This window comes from Brevibacillus borstelensis (assembly GCF_003710865.1).
GTDB lineage: Bacteria > Bacillota > Bacilli > Brevibacillales > Brevibacillaceae > Brevibacillus > Brevibacillus borstelensis.
The window spans coordinates 1-19,903 of the sequence record NZ_RHHO01000030.1; the positions used below are offsets into that span (position 1 = coordinate 1).

Genomic DNA, 19,903 nt, shown 5'->3' on the forward strand with positions numbered 1-19,903 from the left:
GTCGACTTTCTCGACAGCCTGCGGCACACCCTAATCGGGTGTGCCTGCTTTTTGCTTGGCAGCAGATTGTTGGAGATTGGAAAGCGCGACGCCCAAAAAGATAAAGATTGCGCCGGCGAAAAATCCAATGCCGAGATGCTCCCCAAGAAGAAGCCAGCCCAGTGCAGCGCCGACGATCGGCTGAACGAAGAAAAATCCGGCTCCGCTGCCCGCCTGGAGCAGTTCAAAGCCTTTATTCCACAGGTAAAAGGCGCCTGCTGTAGAGATAATCCCGATGTACAGGACACCGGCCCAGATTTTCCAGCTGAAATCCCAGGATACCGCTGTGACGGACAACTCCCACACCATGACCGGACAGGTAAAGATGAGACCAAACAGAGCGACATACGTCGTTACCGCCAAAGAGGAGTAGCGCAAAGTCGCCTTTTTGCTCATGACCGTATACAGCCCCCAGCTCACCGCGGCGACCAGAAGAATGAGGTTGCCGAGCAGGGAAGACTGGGCATCCGCCTCGTCGGGAATGCCGATCACAATCAGGACGCCGATCGTAGCCAGCAGGATGCCTGCGAGCTGCAGCTTGTGGATGCGCTCCTTGAGCAGCCAGACGGCAAACAGCGCGATGAAGGCCGGGGAAGCGGCGGTAATCAGCGCTCCCATGTGCGCCGTCGAAAGCTTGGTCCCCAAAAACTGCGCGCCAATCGAAATTGTCACTCCGACAAACGCGATCGCCATAATCATGGGAAAATCCTGTTTGGCGATGAACTCGCGCCGTGCCACTACAAATACCCCCAACACGACGGAAGCAATGGCAAAACGGATAATCAAGAGCGTAAATGGCGGAATTTCTTCCAGCACTACCTTGCTTACCACATAGACGCCGCCCCAAATGGCTGCTGCCAAAGTCAGGCAAAGTGCTCCAAACAACTGCTGTTTCCACATCGCATTCATATCAACGTGCCCCTCCCGGAAAAATGGTACTGTTTCTTTTCCGTAGCCGGGGGGACGATTTCACACATTCCCTCTCCGACTAGGTGAGGAGAACGACGGGTACATCACATTCAAAACGCGGACGTGCGAGCATGGTTTCACCTCCTTTAAAGGACAAAGCTGTGCTGGGGAACGCGGTCAATCCGTAATTTGCTTGGCCAGGAGCAGGACAGGCTGGGTCAAGCGTCCGACGGGAGCCGTGACCTGGCGATACTGTTCAAAGCCGAGCTTTCCCCAAAAACGGAGAGTCTGCTCGTCCTCGGCAATTACGCCGAGATGGAGCTGTGAGCACCCTTGCTCTGCACAGTATTGCTCCAAAAGCGAGCAAGCCTCGCGACCAAAGCCTTGGCCTTGGCAATCCCGGTGAATGAGAAACAGGCCAATCCACCCTTTTCCCGGGGAAGGATGAGCTGTGGAGAAGTGAACAACCCCGATAATCTTCGGTTCCGGCTTGGCGGCGTGAGCGGTCTGTGCAGTTTCTGCGGTCTGAGCAGTCTCTACAGTCTTTACGATCATCCAATGGCCGGAAGGAATATCCAGCATCGCCTTGTACTCCTGCTCAAGCTCTGCCAGGCTAAGCGCGGCAGTTCCGTTTCGCCAAAGATTGTAGGCGGGGTGACTGTTGTACACTTCCAGCACAGCACCCAGGTCATCCGGGGTCATCTCCCGAAGCCATACATGTTTTCCTTGAAGCAAAAGACTCACCGTTTGCCTCCGTATTTGCGGATCAGCCCGATCTGGCCCGCGTGATACCCTGTATGGTAGATCAGCCGGCCCAACGCTTGCCGGGGGGATAATGTTCCGATCGGAGCTTCCACAGGGTGGTCCCAGGCTTCGCTGGGCAGTTGACGAAGTGATTCCAGCAAGTATGCATACGACTGTTCGCGGAATGCAAGCAGAGCGGAAAGGTCGGTAAATTGACCCTCATCCTTTACCGGTCCAATCGTGTCCAAGGTTACCGTATTTGGCAGCGGGCGGCCAAAAAACATCAGGCAAAAACGATACTCGACTTCTGCGATGTGCCGGATCAGGAACCCGACAGAATTGGAGCCGTCAGCCAGCTTCCAGACCAGCTCGCCCTCGGTGAGATTGGCGAGAGCATCCTGGTAGCGGGAGCGCGCCATCTGCAGTGCAGGCAGCAGCATTTGTTCAAACATCGGCATCTTCCCTTCCGTGTCCGTACTGTAAGCGTTTGTGTTAGCTCTATTATAGTGAAGACTGAAACAAAATACAGCCGCATCCTTCGGAATATTCCGAAATACATTCCGAGTGAATGTTCACTCAGTTGTTTTGTTTCGGTATACTAGGGGAAAAGAAGGGAGCGATGAGTATGCAGGAGCACTTGTTTGATCTGGTTGTCCGTTCTACCGATATTGATTTTATCGGGCACGTAAACAACGCCAAGTACTTGGAATATATGGAGTGGGCCCGCTTTGACTGGATTTGCCAAAGGGGGTTTACACTAGACGAGCTGCAGCGAAGAGGACTGATGCCGGTAGTGGTGAACATCAATATCAACTACCGCAGGGAGCTTCGCATGCTTGAGCAGGTGCAGGTGCGGACGCGGGTGCTGGGGATCGGCGAGAAAAGCTATGTCATCCGGCACGAGCTGTACAAGGAGAAGGGGGAGCTTGCAGCCGATGCCGATGTGACGATGGTGATGATCGATGCGAAGACGCGCCGCTCGGTAGCGTTGCCGGAAGATTGGCTGGGCGAATTGGCAAAGGCTGCGGAGGGTGAGCAGGAGAGATAGAAGCTTTCTGGGAGGAAAAAGGAAACGGCGATCCGGTGCGGGCGAAATGGTAGAATGAAAGAAGCAAACCTGGAAGCAAGGGGGCCGTATTTCTGTGAGCAAAAAAGAATACAAGCTGATCCTGTTTGACCTCGACGATACGCTGTTTGACTATTCGCAGAGCTGGGAGGCGGGGATGCGCCTGACCATCCGCCGCCATCCTTTGACTGCGGGTCTGAATGAAGACGACTTTTACTGCAAGCTGAAAACATACAGCGACGAGCTGTGGCCGGATTTCACAGAGAACCGGATTTCGCTGCGGGAGTATCGCCACCAACGGATGGAGAAGGCCACTGCCGACTTTGGACGTGCTGCGAAGCCGGAGGAGATGGATGATTTTCAGAATATGTTTATGTCGGCTTGCTTTGAGGTGATCGCGCCAGTTCCGGTTGTGGAGGAATGCTTGAGCAAGCTTGCCGAACGTTGCCGGCTCGGCATCGTGACAAACGGACCGGAGGATATGGCCTATACCAAGCTGGAGCGGCTCGGCCTGTCCAGGCTCTTTCCGAAAGAAACGATCGTCATCTCTGAAGTCGTCGGCTATCACAAACCGGATTGGCGGATTTTTTCAGCGGCATTGCGGCTTTTCGACGCCAAACCGGAAGAGACGCTGTTTGTCGGAGACAACTGGGAAGCTGACGTCGCCGGAGCGATTGAGGCAGGGATGGACGCAGTCTGGATCAATCCGGGCAAGCTTCAGCCGGCTACCGGCCACGTGCCGCTCGCTGTCGTGGAGCGGTTGGAACAGTTGGCGGACATCCTCACCTGAAATGTCACGAAAAAGGGGGCAGTGCCCCCTGGCTACTCCTCTAGGAAGCTACTCCATCCAAGAAGCTACTCCTCCAGGAAGATCCGCTCGAGCGAAGGCTCGTCCCCGCAGACGTGGTAAATATCGACTCCCGCATGGACGAAAGCGCGAATCAGCGCGGCCACCTTTCGTTTGTCATCGACCTCAAGGGAAAGAGCCTCCTCCCGCCATTCGAGGTGTTTGCCCAGTCCTTCCACAAACGAAACCAGTTCATACGGCTTGTCGGCCAACGCTGCATGGCGCACAGTAACGGTACGCCAACTGCGATGCTTGGCCTGCAGCTCGGAAAGACTGCCCGCTGCAGCAATCGTGCCTGCTTTCATGATCGCGATGCGGGTGCAGATTTTTTCGATCTCATGCAGATTGTGCGAGGTCATGAAGATCGTCCGTCCTTCTTTTTGCAAACGCAGCAGCAACTGCTGGATTTGAAGCGAGGACTCCACATCCACTCCAGAGGTAGGCTCGTCTAAAAACAGCAGCTCCGGGTCACCTAGGAGCGCTTGCGCAATGCCGAGCTTCTTTTTCATACCGAAGGAAAACGCCTTGGCCCTCTTCCCGGCATGCTCGGCCAATCCCACTTCTTCCAGGATGCGGTCGCACTCCTTCTTCGTGACGCGTATTCCTTTCACACGGCTCAGGTACAACAGATGATCTCTGGCCGTCAGTGAATCATAAAAGGTGGAGTAATCCGGCAGTACACCGATCCTGCGTTTCCACTCCGCGGTGTTTCCGTCTCCGTCAAACAGGCGAATGGTCCCCGAAGAGGGACGGACAATACCGGTCAGCATGTTGATAAAGGTGGATTTTCCGGCTCCGTTTTTTCCTAGAAAGCCGAAAATTTCATTTTGCTGTACGGTGAGCGACACGGAATTGACAATCGTTCGTTCCCCGAATCGCTTGGTTAACTGGACAGTCTCTATAAGCGGCATTTAAAAATCCCTCCTTTGAAACAGCAAGGCAGAGGTGGCGAGAAAGAGAAGCGCATAGAGCCAGATCACGCCGATGTACGCTTCGCCTTTTTCCAAATACGCATAAGGCAGCAAATAGCCGATCCACTTGGCGGCTGGCTGGCTGGAGGCAAGCGTCCAGATGCCGAGAATCGGGAGGAATAAACCGAGAATGATCCCCCCGAACATGGTGTAGCTGGGACGGGCGATCAGCACAGAAAGCAACAGGCACAACGAAACGCTGTACACCAGCATGGACATGCACTCCAGGAAGGTCTTCACATCAAAAGTATGGACAGAGGCCAAGACTGTTCCAAAGGTGACCAGCATGCAGCACAGCCAGAAAAGCAGAACGCCGAAACATTTGCCCAGCACAATGCGGAAGCGGGAAGTGCGGGTGACTAAAAAACGGACGGTCCGACTGGATACTTCCCGGTTGATCATGTCATGCGATAATCCAAAGACAAACAAAGGGCCAAACAGCATGACCAAGGCAAAAACGCCGAGCGCATGGCCCTCTGTCAGCTCATGTTGGGAGATGAAGCCGGCGGCCTGGTTGACCAGATCGGACACCCAGTACGATACGCCGGCAATAAAAGCGATGGTGATCAGGGATTTGACGCTTCGAAACAGTCGGATAAATTCGTGAATGCAGATAGCCCACATGGTTTCCACTCTCCTTTCACCGTCAGTGTAAAGGAGCAACCTTATCAGCACCGAATGTCTGCCTTACCATTTCCTTAACGCTCGGTGTCAGCAGCCGTGGAAGGATGACAGGGAGGGCGGTGTGGAAAAATTGCAGCGTGTTGTGAAAAAAGCAAGCAGTGACCGTAGTTGCCCAGTAAACGTAAAGGACGCAGATCCCATGAGACCTGCGTTCCGAAAAGTGAAGCGATGCAGAGCTTCCATCGCCATGGCCTGTTTTCCATGAGCCGGTAATGGCTGCTCCGTATTTTCCCGCCTAATCATCGCTTCTGGACGAATGATTGAGCAGTTTTGTCCCTTGGAATGTTCTCATGACCTCGGTTGCCATTTGCATGCCATTGAGAATGGTTCCAAGATCAATGTTTAGGTTCGGAAGCTGAAACAGCGACCGTCTTCGCGGCCTATTTTTCCGCTGCGTTTTCGACCACTCTTGATAATACTGATCGAACAGTTCGGGATTTCTTTGCAGCCTTCTCCTTGAAACCTTCTTTCCCTTTAGCCAATCCATAAATTCCGGTGAAAATGAGTCGCTTTTTTGGTTTGTTCGTCTAGCCAAATCTTCTTTTCACCTCGATTCGCAAATGAAAAAATGCAAAGAGAGAAAGCCTGTTCATTCTCCCTTTGCACACACTTTCTGCTCCAAAGGTCATCATCAATCACAATCGCAGCCTACGATGACCAGCAAGATGAACAGTACCAGGATGAGAGTAAAGTCGTCAGATCCGTTAAAGAGCCCCATTCTCCTCCCCCCTTTCAACAGTAACACTATATGTCCGCAGATTATTTTTGCTTGAGCGGGTGCCTGAAAAGAGGACAAAAGCAGAGTGGAATTTCAAAAGCGCCTTTCAAAACTGGTAGGAACAAAAAAGACACGGGCATGTTGGTTGCCGTGTCTCATGTGGCGAAAGCAGCAGGCGTCAGGGGGCGACTTGTTTTTTCATCAAGGGGAGTCGACGGTCCGGAAAAACAGTGGAAGGGATGTCGCCAATCCGAACAGCTCCCATCTTTTCATAAAAACCTTCTGCGTACGGATCGCTGTGGATGAGAAAATGGTCAATGCTGAGGGAGCGGGCGGTATCCATCAAGTGGTTCCACAACGCTTTTCCGACCCGCTTGCCGATGGCAGCAGGGTCTACGAACAGATCGCTAAGCTCTGCCCCGGTTTCGTCTACGGATAAACGGTAAAATCCCAGAATGTTTCCAGCCTCCTCGGCCAGAAACACATGGGAGGTCTGAAGAAACGCAGGGGTAATCGTCAACTCCTGCCGACATGCCTCCATAAAATCGTCATCGTAGCCCCAATATCCTTTTGAGCGAAATGCCAGGTCGCTGAGTGCAGGTGTTTCTTCCGGGCGGGGAGAACGAATAATCATGGCAGGACCTCCAATTTTCATCTATACAGAAAGTATACAATATTTCCCATAGTGAGGTGTAAGATGGAACGTGTGAAAGCGATCCTCGAAGAGCTGGGATTGGAGTATGAGCTGATTGAACACGAGCGTCCGGTTCGTTCGGCCAAGGAGGGAGCAGCTCTTTTCGGCATTGACATGGGGCAGACTGCACCGGTATTGATCGCAATAGCTGATGATTCACATGTCGCCCTGATTTTGTCGGGCAAGCGTGGGCGCATAAGTTTCCAGTCCCTCGCCGCTCAACTTGGCTACCAAAGCATAAGAATGACCCGGATGGATGAGGTAAAGGGATTGACCGGGTACGAGCCAGGCAGTATTCCGCTCATCGGGCACGGTTTGCCGGTCATTCTGGATGAAGAACTGTTCAACTACCCTGAAGTATATGGGGGATCAGGGCACCCAACGTGGACACTAAAGCTGACTCCACAAGCTCTTGAAAAGGGGAGCAATGTAATTGCAAGGCTTGCATAAAACGAAAAAACGCGAAAGCAGCTTTGAACTGCCTCCGCGTTTTTTGCATTCACACTATGCCATTTAGTGAATGTCACGTTTTTTAAACTGTCCGCCCCGTACATCGTGAATATTGCCAACTGCCAAAAATGCCGATGGATCGACTTCTTCAACGATCAACTTGAGCTTGGCTTCTTCCAGACGGGTAATAATGCAGAACACCACATTTTTATCATCCCCGGAATAACCGCCTTCGCCCTTCAAATAGGTAACGCTGCGGCCCAGGCGGGCGACGATGGCGTCACCGATATCTTTGTGGTTGTCGCTGATGATCCAGACTGATTTCGACCCTTGAAATCCTTCGATTGTCAAGTCGATCATTTTAAATGCGATGTAATAAGCCATCAGGGAGTACATGGCGCGATCGACGCCAAATACGAGTCCTGCGCTACCCAGGATGAACAGGTTAAAAAACATCACAATTTCACCGACAGAGAACGGAGTCTTTTTGTTGATCAAGATAGCCACAATCTCTGTTCCGTCCAAAGACCCGCCGTAACGAATCACCAGCCCCACACCAATGCCCAGGATGATTCCGCCAAAGACAGCAGCCAACAGGGGATCTTCGGTGACTCCTTTCACATCGTGAAGCAGGGAGCTCACAATCGACATCGTGCTGACTCCGAGCAGTGTGGAAATCGCAAAGGTTTTTCCGATCTGTTTGTAGCCAATTACGAGAAAAGGCAGGTTCAACAGAAATAAAAACATCCCCAACGGCAGTCCCGACAGATGCGCGATAATAATGGAGATACCGACTATTCCGCCATCAATAATATGATTGGGGACCAAAAAAATTTCCAGCCCAACAGAAAATAAGGCGGATCCGATCAGGATAAAGAGTATTCGCTTGATAAGTTTGGCAACAGACAGTTTTTGATGATGCGATGACTTTCCTTGCACACCTTCCAAAGGCAACTCCTCCCGGATGTCCAGATTTTCTCTTCGCTTTATTATACCATTTATTGTAGGCAACATTTTAGCTGCATGTAAAGTTCGGAATGTTCAAACTGTTGCAGGCAGTATACCCTCCGCCTGAGAAGAGGATATCCTGCCTGCAAGCTTGGCTTTACCAAACCCGGATTAGCTGACTGTTTTCCACCTGGCAAGCTCGGGAAGATGTTTTTGCAGCATCGCGCGGGCCGCATTTTCTTCCATGCCTTCTTCCTTTAAAAAGGGAACACAAATCTCGATCATTTGCTCCATCGTGATGTCAGGCTGCTTGAAGGCTCCTTCTTCGTAGCAGTAGAGGCAATACTCGCTGTTTTTGGAGCCGTCTTTTTCGGTTCCGAGGATGTGGGCATCCACCATGGGCATACTGCAGCTTTGGCAAAAGGTTTTCGTCATTGAACAACTGCCTCCTTTTATTGGGGATGTCTCCATGATAATGAAGCAAACCTGACAACTGTCTGTCATGTTTCGTCGCGTTTTTTTCCTCCAGCTTTTTGTTCTGCCGAGATGGAAGAACATGTCGGTGACGAACTGCCCGAATAGACGCTCCCGATCTCGTGAGCCAGCTTCTGAATGTTTTCCCGAAAAAAGAGCGGCTCTACGACTTCTACCCTGGGACCAAAGCTGAGGACAAACCCGTACAGCCAGTCGTCGAGGGGATAAGCTTCAGAGACCCAGCAATACCCTTGTTCGTCGATACGGATGTGATCGACGCCAAACATTTCTTCCACGATGGAACGGATCTGGGGAACGAACCGGAGGACGAGCTGGACGGTTTGCCCCGGTTTTCTCCATTCATTGTCCCATGGCAGCTCCTCCAGATTGATCGGTCTGCGTTGAAAGGCGTCTTCCAGCAGAACGGGCTCCTTCAGCCGTGACAGCCTGAATAGACGGAATTCGCACTTGTTTGTACAGTAAGCGTAAAGGTACCATTGGCGTCCTTTTAAAACGAGAGTGTGCGGCTCCACGATTCGCTCGGAAATCGTCCCGGAGACGTTGTGATAGGTAAAGGAGAGCAGGCTGGATGTCTGGATTGCGTGCTTGATCCGCGTGATCTTTTCTTTTTGCGGAGCATCTCCTCCCCATGGGCTGTAATCGATATAGATCTGCTCGGACATCATCTTGAACGCCTCGGACTGTGTGCTTTCCACTATGCCGCGAATCTTCCCGAGTACTACCTCAGCCCGTGCATCCCGGTAGGTCGAGGCAACGCTTTTCAGAGCCATCGTGACTGAGGCCAGCTCCTCCTGGGTCAAAATGTGCTGGTTGAGCCGGTAGTTTTCCATAATGCCGATGCCGCCATTGGCTCCCTGATAGCTGACAATCGGGATGCCTGCCTGATTGATCGCTTCGATATCCCGGTAAATCGTTCGGACAGATACCTCAAACATGTCGGCAAGCTCTTTGGCAGGTATACGCCTCCTCTGGATGAGGATCATCGTGATGGCAAGAAGTCTGTCCAGTTTCATCGTTCAGGCCCCCTTTCTACAGATTGCGGACCCGATACCTGTTGCATGGCTGACAGGTGAAACCGTTTACGAGCGATCCGCTTTTTCCAGTGAAACGAAGGATTGATACACTTTTCCGGGCTCTTCCCAATCCTGAAAGTTGCCATTGGTATACTCACTTATCGTTTTCCTCCAGAATAGTTGGGCAGGCACGTTGGAAGCCAACTGAACAACCTCCCAGTGGCCGGGGAACATGCGAAATACCTGGTGAGCAATGGCTTTGCCAATCCCGGACCTGCGATATTTCCGCATAATGAAAAATTCTGCAATGGAAAAATAACTGCTGCCCAAGTGATTCTCGTCTGCGATTTTTCTCACAAGCACAAACCCGGCCCATTTGCCCTCGGCCTGGATGAGAAACGGAAAGCGATCCGGTTCCGTCCAATAGTTGTCCAAATAAGGATATCCGTATCGGCCCTGTTCGTCCACATCCAAGTCCATATATTCACTAAAGTCGTGATTGTACAGTTCAAGCAAATTGCTTATAATTGATTTTTCTTCCAGAGCGGCTTTTTTTAATGTAAATTTCACAAGGTACCCCCGATATACGTTATCATTCTTTTGGTATTATAGGGACATTTTCGTAAGTTCTGCAAGAAACTTCCAAAAATTAGTGGAAACATCTGCTTTAAAAGAGAAAGTGGACAGAACCCGCGGCATAAGCTTACCTTGGCTTTGAAATCCGGTTTGCCATTTTAGCCAAACGACGAGAGGATGGAGCGGAGCAAGACCATAGAAAAGGAGAAAGGGTACAACAATGATTCGGAAGGTAATGACAGCATGGCTGGTATGTGTGCTTTTGTTTGCGTTCAGTCCATTCACGACACATTCCAGCGAGGGGCAGACATCTTTTCAAAATCCGTATTACAAAGCTGCGTGGGACGCAAAGGGACAACTCAGGATTACGGACGCTGGAGGCAAGGAGATTCTTCGTTCAGTCCAGTATGTGGCTGAGTACGGGGACATTTACAATCTGCTCGTTCCGCAGCTTCCCGCTGGGACCAGCAAAATCAAACTGGACGCGCCGCCAGCCATTCCGGTGGGAAGCATGATACAAATTCGCTCGGAATCGTTCGCGGGCAGGCTGAATGCGCCGCTCGTTCATCAGGCCAAGGTAACAAGCGTACAGGGAAATGAACTCGCCTTTTCGCCGCCGGTGTCAAAACCGATAGATACCAATATGTTTATCCGGCGGGAGCATACGATTGTCCGCCAGTATCAGAAGACAGCGGTGCTGACCGAGCAAAAGCCCGACGGCCTGCTCGTCAAGGTGATCGGAGATACTCCGGCTGCCCAGGTAGAAACGAATTACCTGCTGCGCCAAAACAGCCCGGTCGTCGATGTGGAAGTGAAGACTACATACAAGCGTCAAATCAAGGTTTTTCGCGAGGCGCTGACACTCAGCTTCGCGCCAAAGGTGTCAGAGGTCTATCGGAAAAACAGGAAGGTAGATACGCATTCTTTTCAAAAGCAATACTGGCTGGACCGGGAAGGCGTCCGGTTCGGGCAAGGCAAGCAGTCGGCTTTTCTGTACCACACCCCGCACGTATCGTCGCTGGAGTTGAACACGGTCCAAAATCAGCTGGTCGTCAATCTGGATCATATGGGAGATCACCGATACGTAGAGGAGACCGTAGGCAAGCAGGTCGGGAAGGTGAGACACGCCTCCGAATACAAGCCACAGGAACAGCGGATCAATACATTTTCGCTCATAGTCGGTTTTCAACCGTCACTGATGCCTCGGCTGATGAACCAGCCTCATGGGTTTCTCGCGACGCACGTCTGGACGGAGCATGCGGATGAACAGTCGCTGGCAAGCAACAGGGCGGCTTACTACGGCTCGGAGAAGATTGCGAGCCCGGATAAAGCAGTGGGTGGTTTTGTCAAATACAAGATACCTGTGACCAAAAGCGTCTTTTATTCGAACCCGTATTACCGTCTGCAGCAGCCGATGAATGTAGCGCTCCATGAGAACCAGGAATTCCTGCAGTTCTTGAAGGATTTGCACAAGCGCGGAATAGAAATCGGGCTGCACACGGCTTATCCGTTCGATTTGCACTTGTATAGGGATGTGGCGGAGAACATCCTGGCTTTTATGAAAAATGAGTTTCATAGCGTGACCTGGATTGATCATGGCTACGTAAAATACAGCTTTGGCTTTCAAGGCTTGGACATCAAAACTCCCTATTATATCGCCGATTTGTGGCAAAAGTACGACACCCGGTATTTCTGGCACTACAGCTCGGAGGACGTGACCAACGTCAACCAGGCATTTGACCTGTTGCAAACGAGAAATGGAGACAGCAGAAGAACGCCCCTGTATTGGGCCCATCCGACAGTGACAGGCCCGTTTTACTCATGGGCGGCAGCGATCGTTCCCGAAAATACGATGTATAGGTACAATGAACAAAATTTGCTTCAATTAATCAATGATCGCGGTGTTTTTATCAGCCATGCCTATATCGCCAGAATCCCGCAAGGCAAGGCCGCGGGGAAAATTTTGAAACGGGATCAAAAAGGAGCGCTGGTCATCCAGCCAAGCTTTGATCAATTGCTGAAAAAGATGGCTTCTCTCCGCGATCAGCAAAAGCTCTATCTCACTACCGTGCGGGATTTGATGAAGTACTGGCTGGCGCTGGAGCAGGTGCGGATGGAGTACGATGCAAACGGTACGGTGCGGGTTTACAATGACGGACCCGCGAAAATATCCGGGCTTTCGATGGCTGTAAGAGGTGCGGAGGTGTACGTAAACGGGAAAAAGCCTCCGCAAAAGAAGGACCAGGGAGACCTGATCTTCTGGTTTGACCTGGAGCCTCATGCCCACGCCGTGATTGCGAGAAGTGCTGCGGCCAGCATGCCAAAAGCGGCCGGTACGACAACTCCGGCTAGCACGACAGCCACGGCCAAAACAACACCTGCTGTGAACAGATGAGAAGGCAAGGCGCTTCCGACAAAGGCGCCAGTCACTCGTCAAACTGATTGGTTTCGGTCAAGACGCGCAAAAAGTCAAAATCAGGAACGAGATAGGAAGCCGGGAGACGGTGTGCAAACTCATTCCATCCGCCCTCATCCAAGCGGTGGCGGAGGCGGAAGGCGAAGAGCTGCGCAACTGAATCCCGGCTTTTTTTCTTCTCCCCCGCAGGCGCAGCGACCCGGTGTTTCCTCTTCATCTGGAGGTAGAGCTGCTCGACCTGCTCGGCCCACTTGGCAGACGACCATTCGTTCATCCCGTAAGTCTTGGAGCTGTTTCGCAGATGACTTGCCAGCTCCGGGGTGTCCAAAAGCTGCAGAAGCCTCTCTGAAAGCTCCAGACTGTTGCCGGCTTCAAACAGCAAGCCCGTTTCGCCGTGTCGAACCATTTCCTGGATCACGCTGCTGTCACAAGCTACGATCGCTGTTCCAGCGACCTGTGCCTCCATAAGCGGAAGAGGGAAGTCGACAGCAGGTGCGGGCCACACGACAATATCCGTTTTCGCCAAGAGAGATGGCCAGTCTGTCCGTTCGCCGAGAAGCAGCACATGCCGAGTCAGGTCTTTTTCCCTGCAATACGCTTCAAGCTCCCCTCTCCACGGACCGTCTCCAACCATCCAGCACAAAAAATCGTCCCGCTGCTGCTTGAGCCTTGCCAGAGCGTCCAGCAGCGTAGCAGATCCGCTTTGAAAATCCAGTCCGGGCGGGCAGGCAATGATCTGCACACCTTTCTTTTTTTCGACGGGAGGATACGGTTCATATTGGAGCCATTGAAGAAAAGGGGTAAATTCCATTCCTCGATGGATCACGGCTGAATGCCCGTCCGGTATAAAAAACTCCTCCTGCCATACTTTTTTCAGCCATGCGCTGGGAACGATGGCCTGATCGCAGGAAGTGGCAGCCATGTACTCCTCGCAGGCGACATACCTCGCTTTCAGACTGTCCGGGGATGTGACTTCCGCCGCCACCGCCGGATCGTGCCGAAGCAGTCCGCCGCACTGATACAATAGCGGGACATGAGAAGGCTTTACCCGCCAAACAGCCCTTGTCGCCAGCGCGTCATGGGTATGGATCAGATCGTACTTCCCCAGATCAAAGAGGGACAGGATCAGCTCAAAGGTGTACCGTTCGATTTCTCTCCAGCGAATCCATGGATGGACATGGGGCAGATATTTTTGATAGTAACGAAATACTTCATCGTACACCCGCTCTTTGATTGGCGCTTTTGGGACGGATTGGCCTTGCAAATTCAGCGTCCATGGACCCGATCTTGTCTGGGAGATCAAATAGACGCGCTGCATGTCAGGATGGTGGCCCAGGACATCGACTTGATGCCCGCGCTGCTCCAGCTCTTTTTGCAGCAAGGAAAAAGGCGATGGGAGCTTGCCAGCTTGCGGAATTTGGCCATAGGTGGCAAACAGGATTTTCACACGTATCGCCTGCTTTCTTTTTGACTCTTCAGCGGAAATTTGCTGCTTTTTCGGTTTATGCAAATTTCCTTGCATATTTGTTACAGACCCGCTTTATTGTTCTGTCATACAACGCCCAGCAAACTCAAAAGCTTTTGCAGCGAATCCGGCGGGATCGTCAAGTCTTCCTTCCCCCGCAGCTCGTGCACCGATTCTGGAGATCGTCTGCCGCTGCCGATCAGGTAGGCATAGCGTAGCTGTGCGTGATTGCTCAATGCCCAGTAGATCGGATTCACATATCCGGGTGAAAACAGCTCGATCACGAGTGTCCCCGGTTTGCAAAAGACGATATTGGTCAGATTGGCTCCGTGAGGGGAAATGATGACATCGGCGGAGGCAAACAGACGTATTTGTTCGGACACGCTGTATTCGCTCGGAGTAATGGTGACAAAACCGTGAGACCCAAGCAGGCTGACAATCTGCTGTTCATTGGATACGCGCCGGTGAAATGCATCTGCCCGACTGACGTAAATACGCTTGTGGTTCAGGGCCCCCGATGGACCTGGACGGAAAGACTCGCTCGCTTCCTTGCTCGGCGCTGTCTGTCCAATGGAAGAGGGCAGCAGTTCCTTGCGCAAGAAATCGACAGCCCATTTGGGATAATGGGACGTATAGCCGATCAGCGACGGGATGACTGCTTGCTTTACCTGACAATGGCTGTCCGCTTGCGGTTGGAACCTTTTTCCGGCTGGAATGCCGAGCATGTTCAGCGTCTCATCCTGAAAGGGAAGGATCGGGATGGACATATAGTTAAAGACGTACCTGTCGATCGACAGGCCGCTTTTCCGGATCAAATCAAGCCGGGGCAGCACGTCCAGCATCCAGTGAAAATAGCTGTCGCTGGCGGTGTAGGTAAGTACTGCCCAGGTCTCATCATAATGCTGCGGGGCAGGCAGAGAGGATTGGCGAAAAACAGAATGCTGCTCCGGAGGCTCTGACGAATGCTCGACCGACACATCCCACACCAGCTTGTTTTCCGGCGTAACCACCGCCCCTTTTGTCCCCCAGAGCCGTCCGTCCGGGATGATCCCTACAAAGGGGCTGGGGTGGCTGGTAAACGGTTTTTCTCTAAATTCCCAGGGAGCAGGCTGATCCAGGCCAATGGGCAGCGCGAAGTCGCTCTCATGGTCGGCGTAATATTCCTGAAACAGCCCGTCCATGGATCGGCCTCTCGCCAGATGGTAGGCTACCCATTCCCCCATCGTTCGGTAGAAACCGTCTGGAGCGGGATGGCCATCGGTGATTTGGCTCATGAAACCGGCCCTCCTTTCAAAAAAACTCTTGATAGTGTATGTACAATCATTCGCGTCTGCATACGCAGTCATGGAGCCTGCCGAAAAAACATCTCCTGACCAGCGGCCGCTGTCTCGCGGTGCTTGAAAAGGGGAGATGGCGTCTGCTGTGGAAGTAGAAGAGACTGGGAATCAACCCGGCATATGCACGGTTGGTAAAAACCGGAGCGGACAAGGGAGGGGCTTGCCGTGGGCTTTCGAGGATCTGATTTTTTTGACGACGATTGCATTTTTCAAAACTATATGGCGCGGCGCGAAGGACAGGAGAATGCCAACGATACTTTGGAAAAACCGCTGATACGGGAAATGATGGGTGACGTGAGCGGCTTGTCGGTTTTGGATCTTGGCTGTGGCGACGCCCGGTTCGGCATCGAACTGCTGGAAGCGGGATGTGCGGACTATCTGGGGGTGGAAGGATCACACAACATGGTCGAAGCGGCAGCAGGAAATTTGCATGGCTATCCCGCAAAGGTGGTCCATTCCACCATCGAGGATTGGCCATTTCCTGCAGGCCGCTTTGATCTTGTGCTCTCCAGATTGGTGCTTCACTACATCGAAGATCTCGATTCGCTTTATTGCCGTATCCATCAAGCCTTGAAGCCGGGCGGGAGACTTCTTTTTTCTGTCGAACACCCCGTCATTACGTCTACGCTGCAGACAGCAGGGCAACGGACGAATTGGCTGGTCGATCAGTATTTTGTCAACGGACCGAGGCAGCAGCACTGGATGGGTGGAACAGTTTCCAAGTACCATCGTACGATCGAAGACTACTTCCTCGGGCTGCAGAAGGCCGGCTTTACTGTAGAACAGCTAAGGGAATCCCGGCCGCTCAGGGAAAACTTTCTTCATCAGGAGACGTATGAGCGGCGGATGAGAATCCCTTTGTTCTTGCTGCTTTCCGGGAGAAAGTGAAACCGGCATGCTGTCGTCATCGAGAAGGGAGAAATCCCGGCGGCATCTGAACAGAAGCAGAAGGAACGCTGATGAACAGAAAGAAAGCTGATCATCTAGAAAGAAAACGCCCGGCTGTGCGAGCGTAAGCGTAAAACGCCGCGCAGTCGGGCTAAAAAACGAGAAAAGATAGCTTTCCCCTTCGGCAAAGACATGCTTGGAAGAGGTGGAGCTATCTTTTCTTATCTTTCGTCAGGCAATCCGTCAAACGCTTTTCTTGTTTACGAGATCAAACGTATGATGCTGGCAGCGCGGGCAGCCGCGCATTTTTAGCATTTCAATCGTAGAAAAGCGCTGCTGAAAGCCGACCTGCACGCTTCCATTGCATTCCCTGCAGCGGTATGTCCGCATCGTCCTTTTCACCTCGCCGGTATACAGCGCATCGTCGAAGCCTCCTTTTATTTTGGGAGTTGTCTGCTCAGTCGTTTTCAGTACGATCATCTGGCCTCTGTTCCCGATCATCTCCGCCCCCTCGTATTCATTGAAATGCGGAATGATCTCGCTGACCATCAGCCCCATCCGGATAAACTCGCGCTGCATATCGAGCATAAAGCCAGGCGATTTATGGGCGAAGGACAGGAAGATAGGCAGTCCTGTCTTTTGCTTGAGCAAACTGATTCCCCGTGAAACGAAAAGGCTCATGCCTGGCAGCGTATAGGGCGGGTCGGTGAAAAAACAGTCAAATGTGCCGAGCTGCTTCTGGGACAGAGGCTTGCGGAGGTCTGCACGGTGACCGCTGATCGGCAGGCCTTCGCGCCAAGCGATGTCCGCGATGAACGCAAGGAACCGATCATCGATGTCGACGACGGTGATCCATGCCTTGTGCTGGACCGCTTCCGGGAACAAACGCTTGAGCAGCAGTCCGAGAGATACGCTCACCAGATCATCATCGCCGACGCACAGAATCCTGCTGCCGATGAGCGCATGATGTTTCAGGCAAAGAATCGCCCGCCTCAAGCTGGTCTCCGGCGTGCATTTGGACTGGTCAATCTCTACATTTACCTGCGGACGAGCAGGGAACCATTCGTAGAGACGAGACAGGATGTCGGCGAGCTCGGCCTTCCAATCGCAGTCCTCCAGCAGCTTGCGGTACAAATCCATGTCCAAACCGTCGAAGCCCCACTTTTGCCGAACGTATTCTGCCCCTTCTTCGGTGCAGCAAACTCCGCGATCCTGGCGAAGCGCGCCCAATTTGATCAGCTCCTTTTTGATTGCAGCCGTCACGGGAACAGGCAGCAGGAGCTTGCGAGCCAATTCTTTCGTAGAGATGCCGGGATTGACAAAAGACTCCAGCAGGAGCTGTTCGATCGCCTGTACACCTTCCTGCAGGGTTATGCGTTTGCTTGCGAGTTCTATATAATTTTTCAATCGGATCACTCTTTTCATCGTTATTTTTCAAAAAACAAACAGGCAGAAAATGAACACAGCGTCCATCTTCTGCCTGTTTGGGCATGTGTTGACGATACACGGATTCCAGGGAGCAGGGTACGACAAATAAACGCTCCTCCGGGACATGCGTGTAAACAAACAAAACCGCGCATAAGAGCACGGTCGTCTGCAGTCAACAAAGATATTGAATGGGATGGCCGGTTCTTAACTAATTGGGTATCCCCTCATGTTCCCAGCACAAATAGACCACGAAAAATGTGGGTTTTTTGCAAGGAAAGCAGGAAAACACCCTATCAAATTTGATTAGTTAAGAACCAACGCGGACATCAAGACATCCCCTTAATTTCAGTAAAGTTATTCATAGTATAGCTGGAAGCGGATGGAATTGCAAGGCTGCTTCCATTTTTTCCATATCGGCGGAAGCCCGGATTCGCATCAGAAGACAGTGGCAGGAATAGGCCTTATTTCCATGCACTCGATCCCTTTACACAAGAGGGAGATAAAGATAACGTAAAGGATGGGAGTTTTATATCGAACGATTATCGATCCTGTGGATCAACCCGAAGGAGCTACACAGATGAATGTTGATAAGAACACGGAAAACTCTTGGGCATCACCCGATCGAGAGGCAGGAGCGGGGAGAATTCTCGTGGTTGTCTCTGTTCAGCCTGAAAAAGAAGCGGTCTTGCGCGGACTGGGCGGCGACAGCCGGTTTGACGTCCTGGTAGGGGGCGTCGGTTCCGTAGCGGCTGCTGCCAGGACGGCCAGAAGACTGGCAACAGCAGAGTCCGGTTACAGCCTGGTCATCTGCGCAGGAATCGCCGGCGGATTTGTCGGCCAGGCGGAGGTAGGCTCTCTGGTCGTGGCTGCCGAGATTATCGCGGCCGATCTCGGAGCCGAGACGCCGGATGGCTTTTGCAGCGTGGACGAGCTCGGCTTCGGCTCCGCCCGCGTGCAGGTCGAAGATAAGCTCGCATCCCGCCTGACCGAGGCCTTGCGGGCAGCGGGACTTCCCGTCTGTCACGGTCCGATCTTGACGTTGTCGACGGTAACGGGCACAGCGGCTACCGCCTCTGAGCTGAAGGCCAGAGTCCCGGAAGCAGCCGCCGAAGCGATGGAGGGATACGGCGTCGCAATAGCTGCAAAGGACAGCGGCCTGCCTGTCCTGGAAATCCGTTCAATCTCCAATGCGGTCGGTCCGCGAAACAAGGCGGCATGGCGTATGAAAGAGGCCTTTGAGGCGCTCGAAGCCGCATGCAAAGTAATTCGGGAGGTACTATGATGAAGATTGCGTTTTCTCCTTGCCCTAATGACACATTTGTTTTTCACGCCTGGGTGCACGGACTGGTTCCCGGCGCTCCAAAGCTGGATGTGATGTATGCAGACATTGACATTACCAACGGACTTGCGGCAAGCGGACAGGGGCCGGAAGTGCTGAAGGTTTCCTATGCGGCTCTTCCGTGGCTGCTCGATGACTATGCTCTTCTGCCATGCGGCGGGGCGCTTGGCCGGGGCTGTGGCCCGCTTGTTTTGACGAAAGGCAGTCTCGCTGGAACGAACGATCCGTCCGTGCTGTCGGGCAAACGCGTGGCTGTCCCTAGCGAACGCTCCACGGCGTATCTGCTGTTCCGCTTGTGGGCAGCCCAGAATGTACCCGGAGGCGTGGGCGAAATCGTGGTCATGCCGTTTCACGAAATCATGCCCGCCGTCCGCGATGGATTGATCGATGCGGGACTGGTGATTCACGAGGCCCGCTTTACGTATCAGACGTATGGGCTGACAATGCTCGCTGATATGGGAAGCTGGTGGGAGTCGGACACCGGCCTGCCGATTCCGCTCGGTGCGATCATTGCCCGCCGTTCGCTCGACCTGGACAAGCTGGCGGAGTGGACGCGGGCGTCTGTCGAGTACGCCTGGGCGCATCCCGAGGCATCTCAAGACTACGTGATGAGCCACGCACAAGAAATGGACCCTGAGGTAGCCAAAGCTCACATCAATCTGTATGTGAACAGCTTCACGGCAAATTTGGGAGAAGACGGCTATGCCGCGGTGACGGCGCTGTTGGGCCGCGCTGCCGAGGAAGGACTCGTACCGAAGTTCGATCTGGCGGCGCTGCGAGTATAAAAGCGATTGATGCAACAAGGAAGGCTGAAGCCTCTGTCATTTGTTCAAACGAACAAGTGCAGGGGCTTTCTTTTATGGAGCGTGCCCAGCA

General features: G+C 52.7%; 21 protein-coding genes. 7 read left to right on the top strand and 14 right to left on the bottom strand.

What is annotated here, in order from left to right; all coding sequences use genetic code 11:
- Positions 1–30: 30 nt before the first annotated feature.
- The 3 genes from EDM54_RS14285 to EDM54_RS14295 all read right to left on the bottom strand — a co-directional run bounded on the left by EDM54_RS14285 (position 31) and on the right by EDM54_RS14295 (position 2,144).
- Positions 31–948 carry a DMT family transporter gene (locus EDM54_RS14285; protein WP_024985416.1) on the bottom strand — a complete coding sequence of 306 codons (918 nt, stop codon included), beginning with the start codon at positions 946–948 and terminating at the stop codon, positions 31–33.
- Between the two features lie 177 nt (positions 949–1,125).
- Positions 1,126–1,692, bottom strand: coding sequence for a GNAT family N-acetyltransferase (locus EDM54_RS14290; protein ID WP_122958382.1), 567 nt, complete (start codon positions 1,690–1,692; stop codon positions 1,126–1,128).
- Entirely contained in the window at positions 1,689–2,144 is a 456-nt protein-coding gene (locus tag EDM54_RS14295; protein ID WP_003391106.1) for a DinB family protein, read from the bottom strand. The genes EDM54_RS14290 and EDM54_RS14295 overlap by 4 nt, the downstream gene beginning before the upstream one ends.
- Positions 2,145–2,317: 173 nt before the next feature.
- Here EDM54_RS14295 and EDM54_RS14300 point away from each other — a divergent pair, with 173 nt between their 5' ends.
- Together EDM54_RS14300 and EDM54_RS14305 are read left to right on the top strand one after the other, a co-directional pair.
- Positions 2,318–2,740 carry an acyl-CoA thioesterase gene (locus tag EDM54_RS14300; RefSeq protein ID WP_003391107.1) on the top strand — a complete coding sequence of 141 codons (423 nt, stop codon included), beginning with the start codon at positions 2,318–2,320 and terminating at the stop codon, positions 2,738–2,740.
- A 94-nt stretch (positions 2,741–2,834) separates the two neighbouring features.
- Positions 2,835–3,548, top strand: a complete 714-nt coding sequence (locus EDM54_RS14305; RefSeq protein ID WP_003391109.1) for an HAD family hydrolase — start codon at positions 2,835–2,837, stop codon at positions 3,546–3,548.
- A 65-nt stretch (positions 3,549–3,613) separates the two neighbouring features.
- Here the strand turns inward: EDM54_RS14305 and EDM54_RS14310 are convergent, their stop codons facing one another.
- The 4 genes from EDM54_RS14310 to EDM54_RS14330 form a co-directional block, all read right to left on the bottom strand.
- Positions 3,614–4,516 (bottom strand): ABC transporter ATP-binding protein, encoded by a 903-nt coding sequence (locus EDM54_RS14310; RefSeq protein WP_003391111.1) that lies wholly within the window; start codon positions 4,514–4,516, stop codon positions 3,614–3,616.
- The gene (locus tag EDM54_RS14315) at positions 4,517–5,200 is read right to left on the bottom strand and encodes an ABC transporter permease (RefSeq protein WP_122958384.1); all 684 of its coding nucleotides are present in this window, start codon (positions 5,198–5,200) and stop codon (positions 4,517–4,519) included. It lies immediately after the preceding gene.
- Between the two features lie 691 nt (positions 5,201–5,891).
- Entirely contained in the window at positions 5,892–5,978 is an 87-nt protein-coding gene (locus EDM54_RS14325) for a YjcZ family sporulation protein (protein ID WP_031932133.1), read from the bottom strand.
- 178 nt (positions 5,979–6,156) lie between these two features.
- Complete coding sequence (locus tag EDM54_RS14330) at positions 6,157–6,612, bottom strand: GNAT family N-acetyltransferase (RefSeq protein ID WP_003391117.1); 456 nt, start codon at positions 6,610–6,612, stop codon at positions 6,157–6,159.
- Positions 6,613–6,675: 63 nt separating this feature from the next.
- Here EDM54_RS14330 and EDM54_RS14335 point away from each other — a divergent pair, with 63 nt between their 5' ends.
- Positions 6,676–7,122: an aminoacyl-tRNA deacylase gene (locus EDM54_RS14335; protein WP_003391118.1), complete on the top strand. Its 447-nt coding sequence runs from the start codon at positions 6,676–6,678 to the stop codon at positions 7,120–7,122.
- Positions 7,123–7,185: 63 nt separating this feature from the next.
- On the opposite strand, the gene EDM54_RS14340 is transcribed toward EDM54_RS14335, so the two are convergent.
- From EDM54_RS14340 to EDM54_RS14355, 4 genes are all read right to left on the bottom strand, one after another.
- The gene (locus EDM54_RS14340; RefSeq protein WP_003391120.1) at positions 7,186–8,070 is read right to left on the bottom strand and encodes a YitT family protein; all 885 of its coding nucleotides are present in this window, start codon (positions 8,068–8,070) and stop codon (positions 7,186–7,188) included.
- A 171-nt stretch (positions 8,071–8,241) separates the two neighbouring features.
- Positions 8,242–8,505: a zinc ribbon domain-containing protein gene (locus tag EDM54_RS14345; RefSeq protein ID WP_003391123.1), complete on the bottom strand. Its 264-nt coding sequence runs from the start codon at positions 8,503–8,505 to the stop codon at positions 8,242–8,244.
- Between the two features lie 65 nt (positions 8,506–8,570).
- Positions 8,571–9,578, bottom strand: a complete 1,008-nt coding sequence (locus EDM54_RS14350) for a helix-turn-helix transcriptional regulator (RefSeq protein WP_003391126.1) — start codon at positions 9,576–9,578, stop codon at positions 8,571–8,573.
- Between the two features lie 66 nt (positions 9,579–9,644).
- Complete coding sequence (locus EDM54_RS14355) at positions 9,645–10,148, bottom strand: GNAT family N-acetyltransferase (protein WP_122958385.1); 504 nt, start codon at positions 10,146–10,148, stop codon at positions 9,645–9,647.
- 226 nt (positions 10,149–10,374) lie between these two features.
- Between EDM54_RS14355 and EDM54_RS14360 the strand changes: the two genes are divergently transcribed.
- Positions 10,375–12,549 carry a hypothetical protein gene (locus EDM54_RS14360; protein WP_122958386.1) on the top strand — a complete coding sequence of 725 codons (2,175 nt, stop codon included), beginning with the start codon at positions 10,375–10,377 and terminating at the stop codon, positions 12,547–12,549.
- 31 nt (positions 12,550–12,580) lie between these two features.
- Here the strand turns inward: EDM54_RS14360 and EDM54_RS14365 are convergent, their stop codons facing one another.
- Positions 12,581–14,017, bottom strand: a complete 1,437-nt coding sequence (locus EDM54_RS14365) for a glycosyltransferase family 4 protein (RefSeq protein WP_170208411.1) — start codon at positions 14,015–14,017, stop codon at positions 12,581–12,583.
- A gap of 104 nt (positions 14,018–14,121) precedes the next feature.
- The gene (locus EDM54_RS14370) at positions 14,122–15,309 is read right to left on the bottom strand and encodes a glycosyltransferase family 61 protein (protein WP_170208412.1); all 1,188 of its coding nucleotides are present in this window, start codon (positions 15,307–15,309) and stop codon (positions 14,122–14,124) included.
- Between the two features lie 228 nt (positions 15,310–15,537).
- On the opposite strand from EDM54_RS14370, the gene EDM54_RS14375 reads away from it, so the two are divergent.
- Entirely contained in the window at positions 15,538–16,260 is a 723-nt protein-coding gene (locus EDM54_RS14375) for a class I SAM-dependent methyltransferase (RefSeq protein WP_003391137.1), read from the top strand.
- 243 nt (positions 16,261–16,503) lie between these two features.
- On the opposite strand, the gene EDM54_RS14380 is transcribed toward EDM54_RS14375, so the two are convergent.
- Positions 16,504–17,667 carry a bis-aminopropyl spermidine synthase family protein gene (locus tag EDM54_RS14380; protein ID WP_024985426.1) on the bottom strand — a complete coding sequence of 388 codons (1,164 nt, stop codon included), beginning with the start codon at positions 17,665–17,667 and terminating at the stop codon, positions 16,504–16,506.
- 598 nt (positions 17,668–18,265) lie between these two features.
- On the opposite strand from EDM54_RS14380, the gene EDM54_RS14385 reads away from it, so the two are divergent.
- On the top strand, positions 18,266–18,970 hold the full coding sequence (locus tag EDM54_RS14385) for a futalosine hydrolase (protein WP_003391141.1): 705 nt from the start codon (positions 18,266–18,268) through the stop codon (positions 18,968–18,970).
- Entirely contained in the window at positions 18,970–19,812 is an 843-nt protein-coding gene (locus EDM54_RS14390) for a 1,4-dihydroxy-6-naphtoate synthase (protein WP_003391143.1), read from the top strand. The genes EDM54_RS14385 and EDM54_RS14390 overlap by 1 nt, the downstream gene beginning before the upstream one ends.
- Positions 19,813–19,903 lie beyond the last annotated feature (91 nt).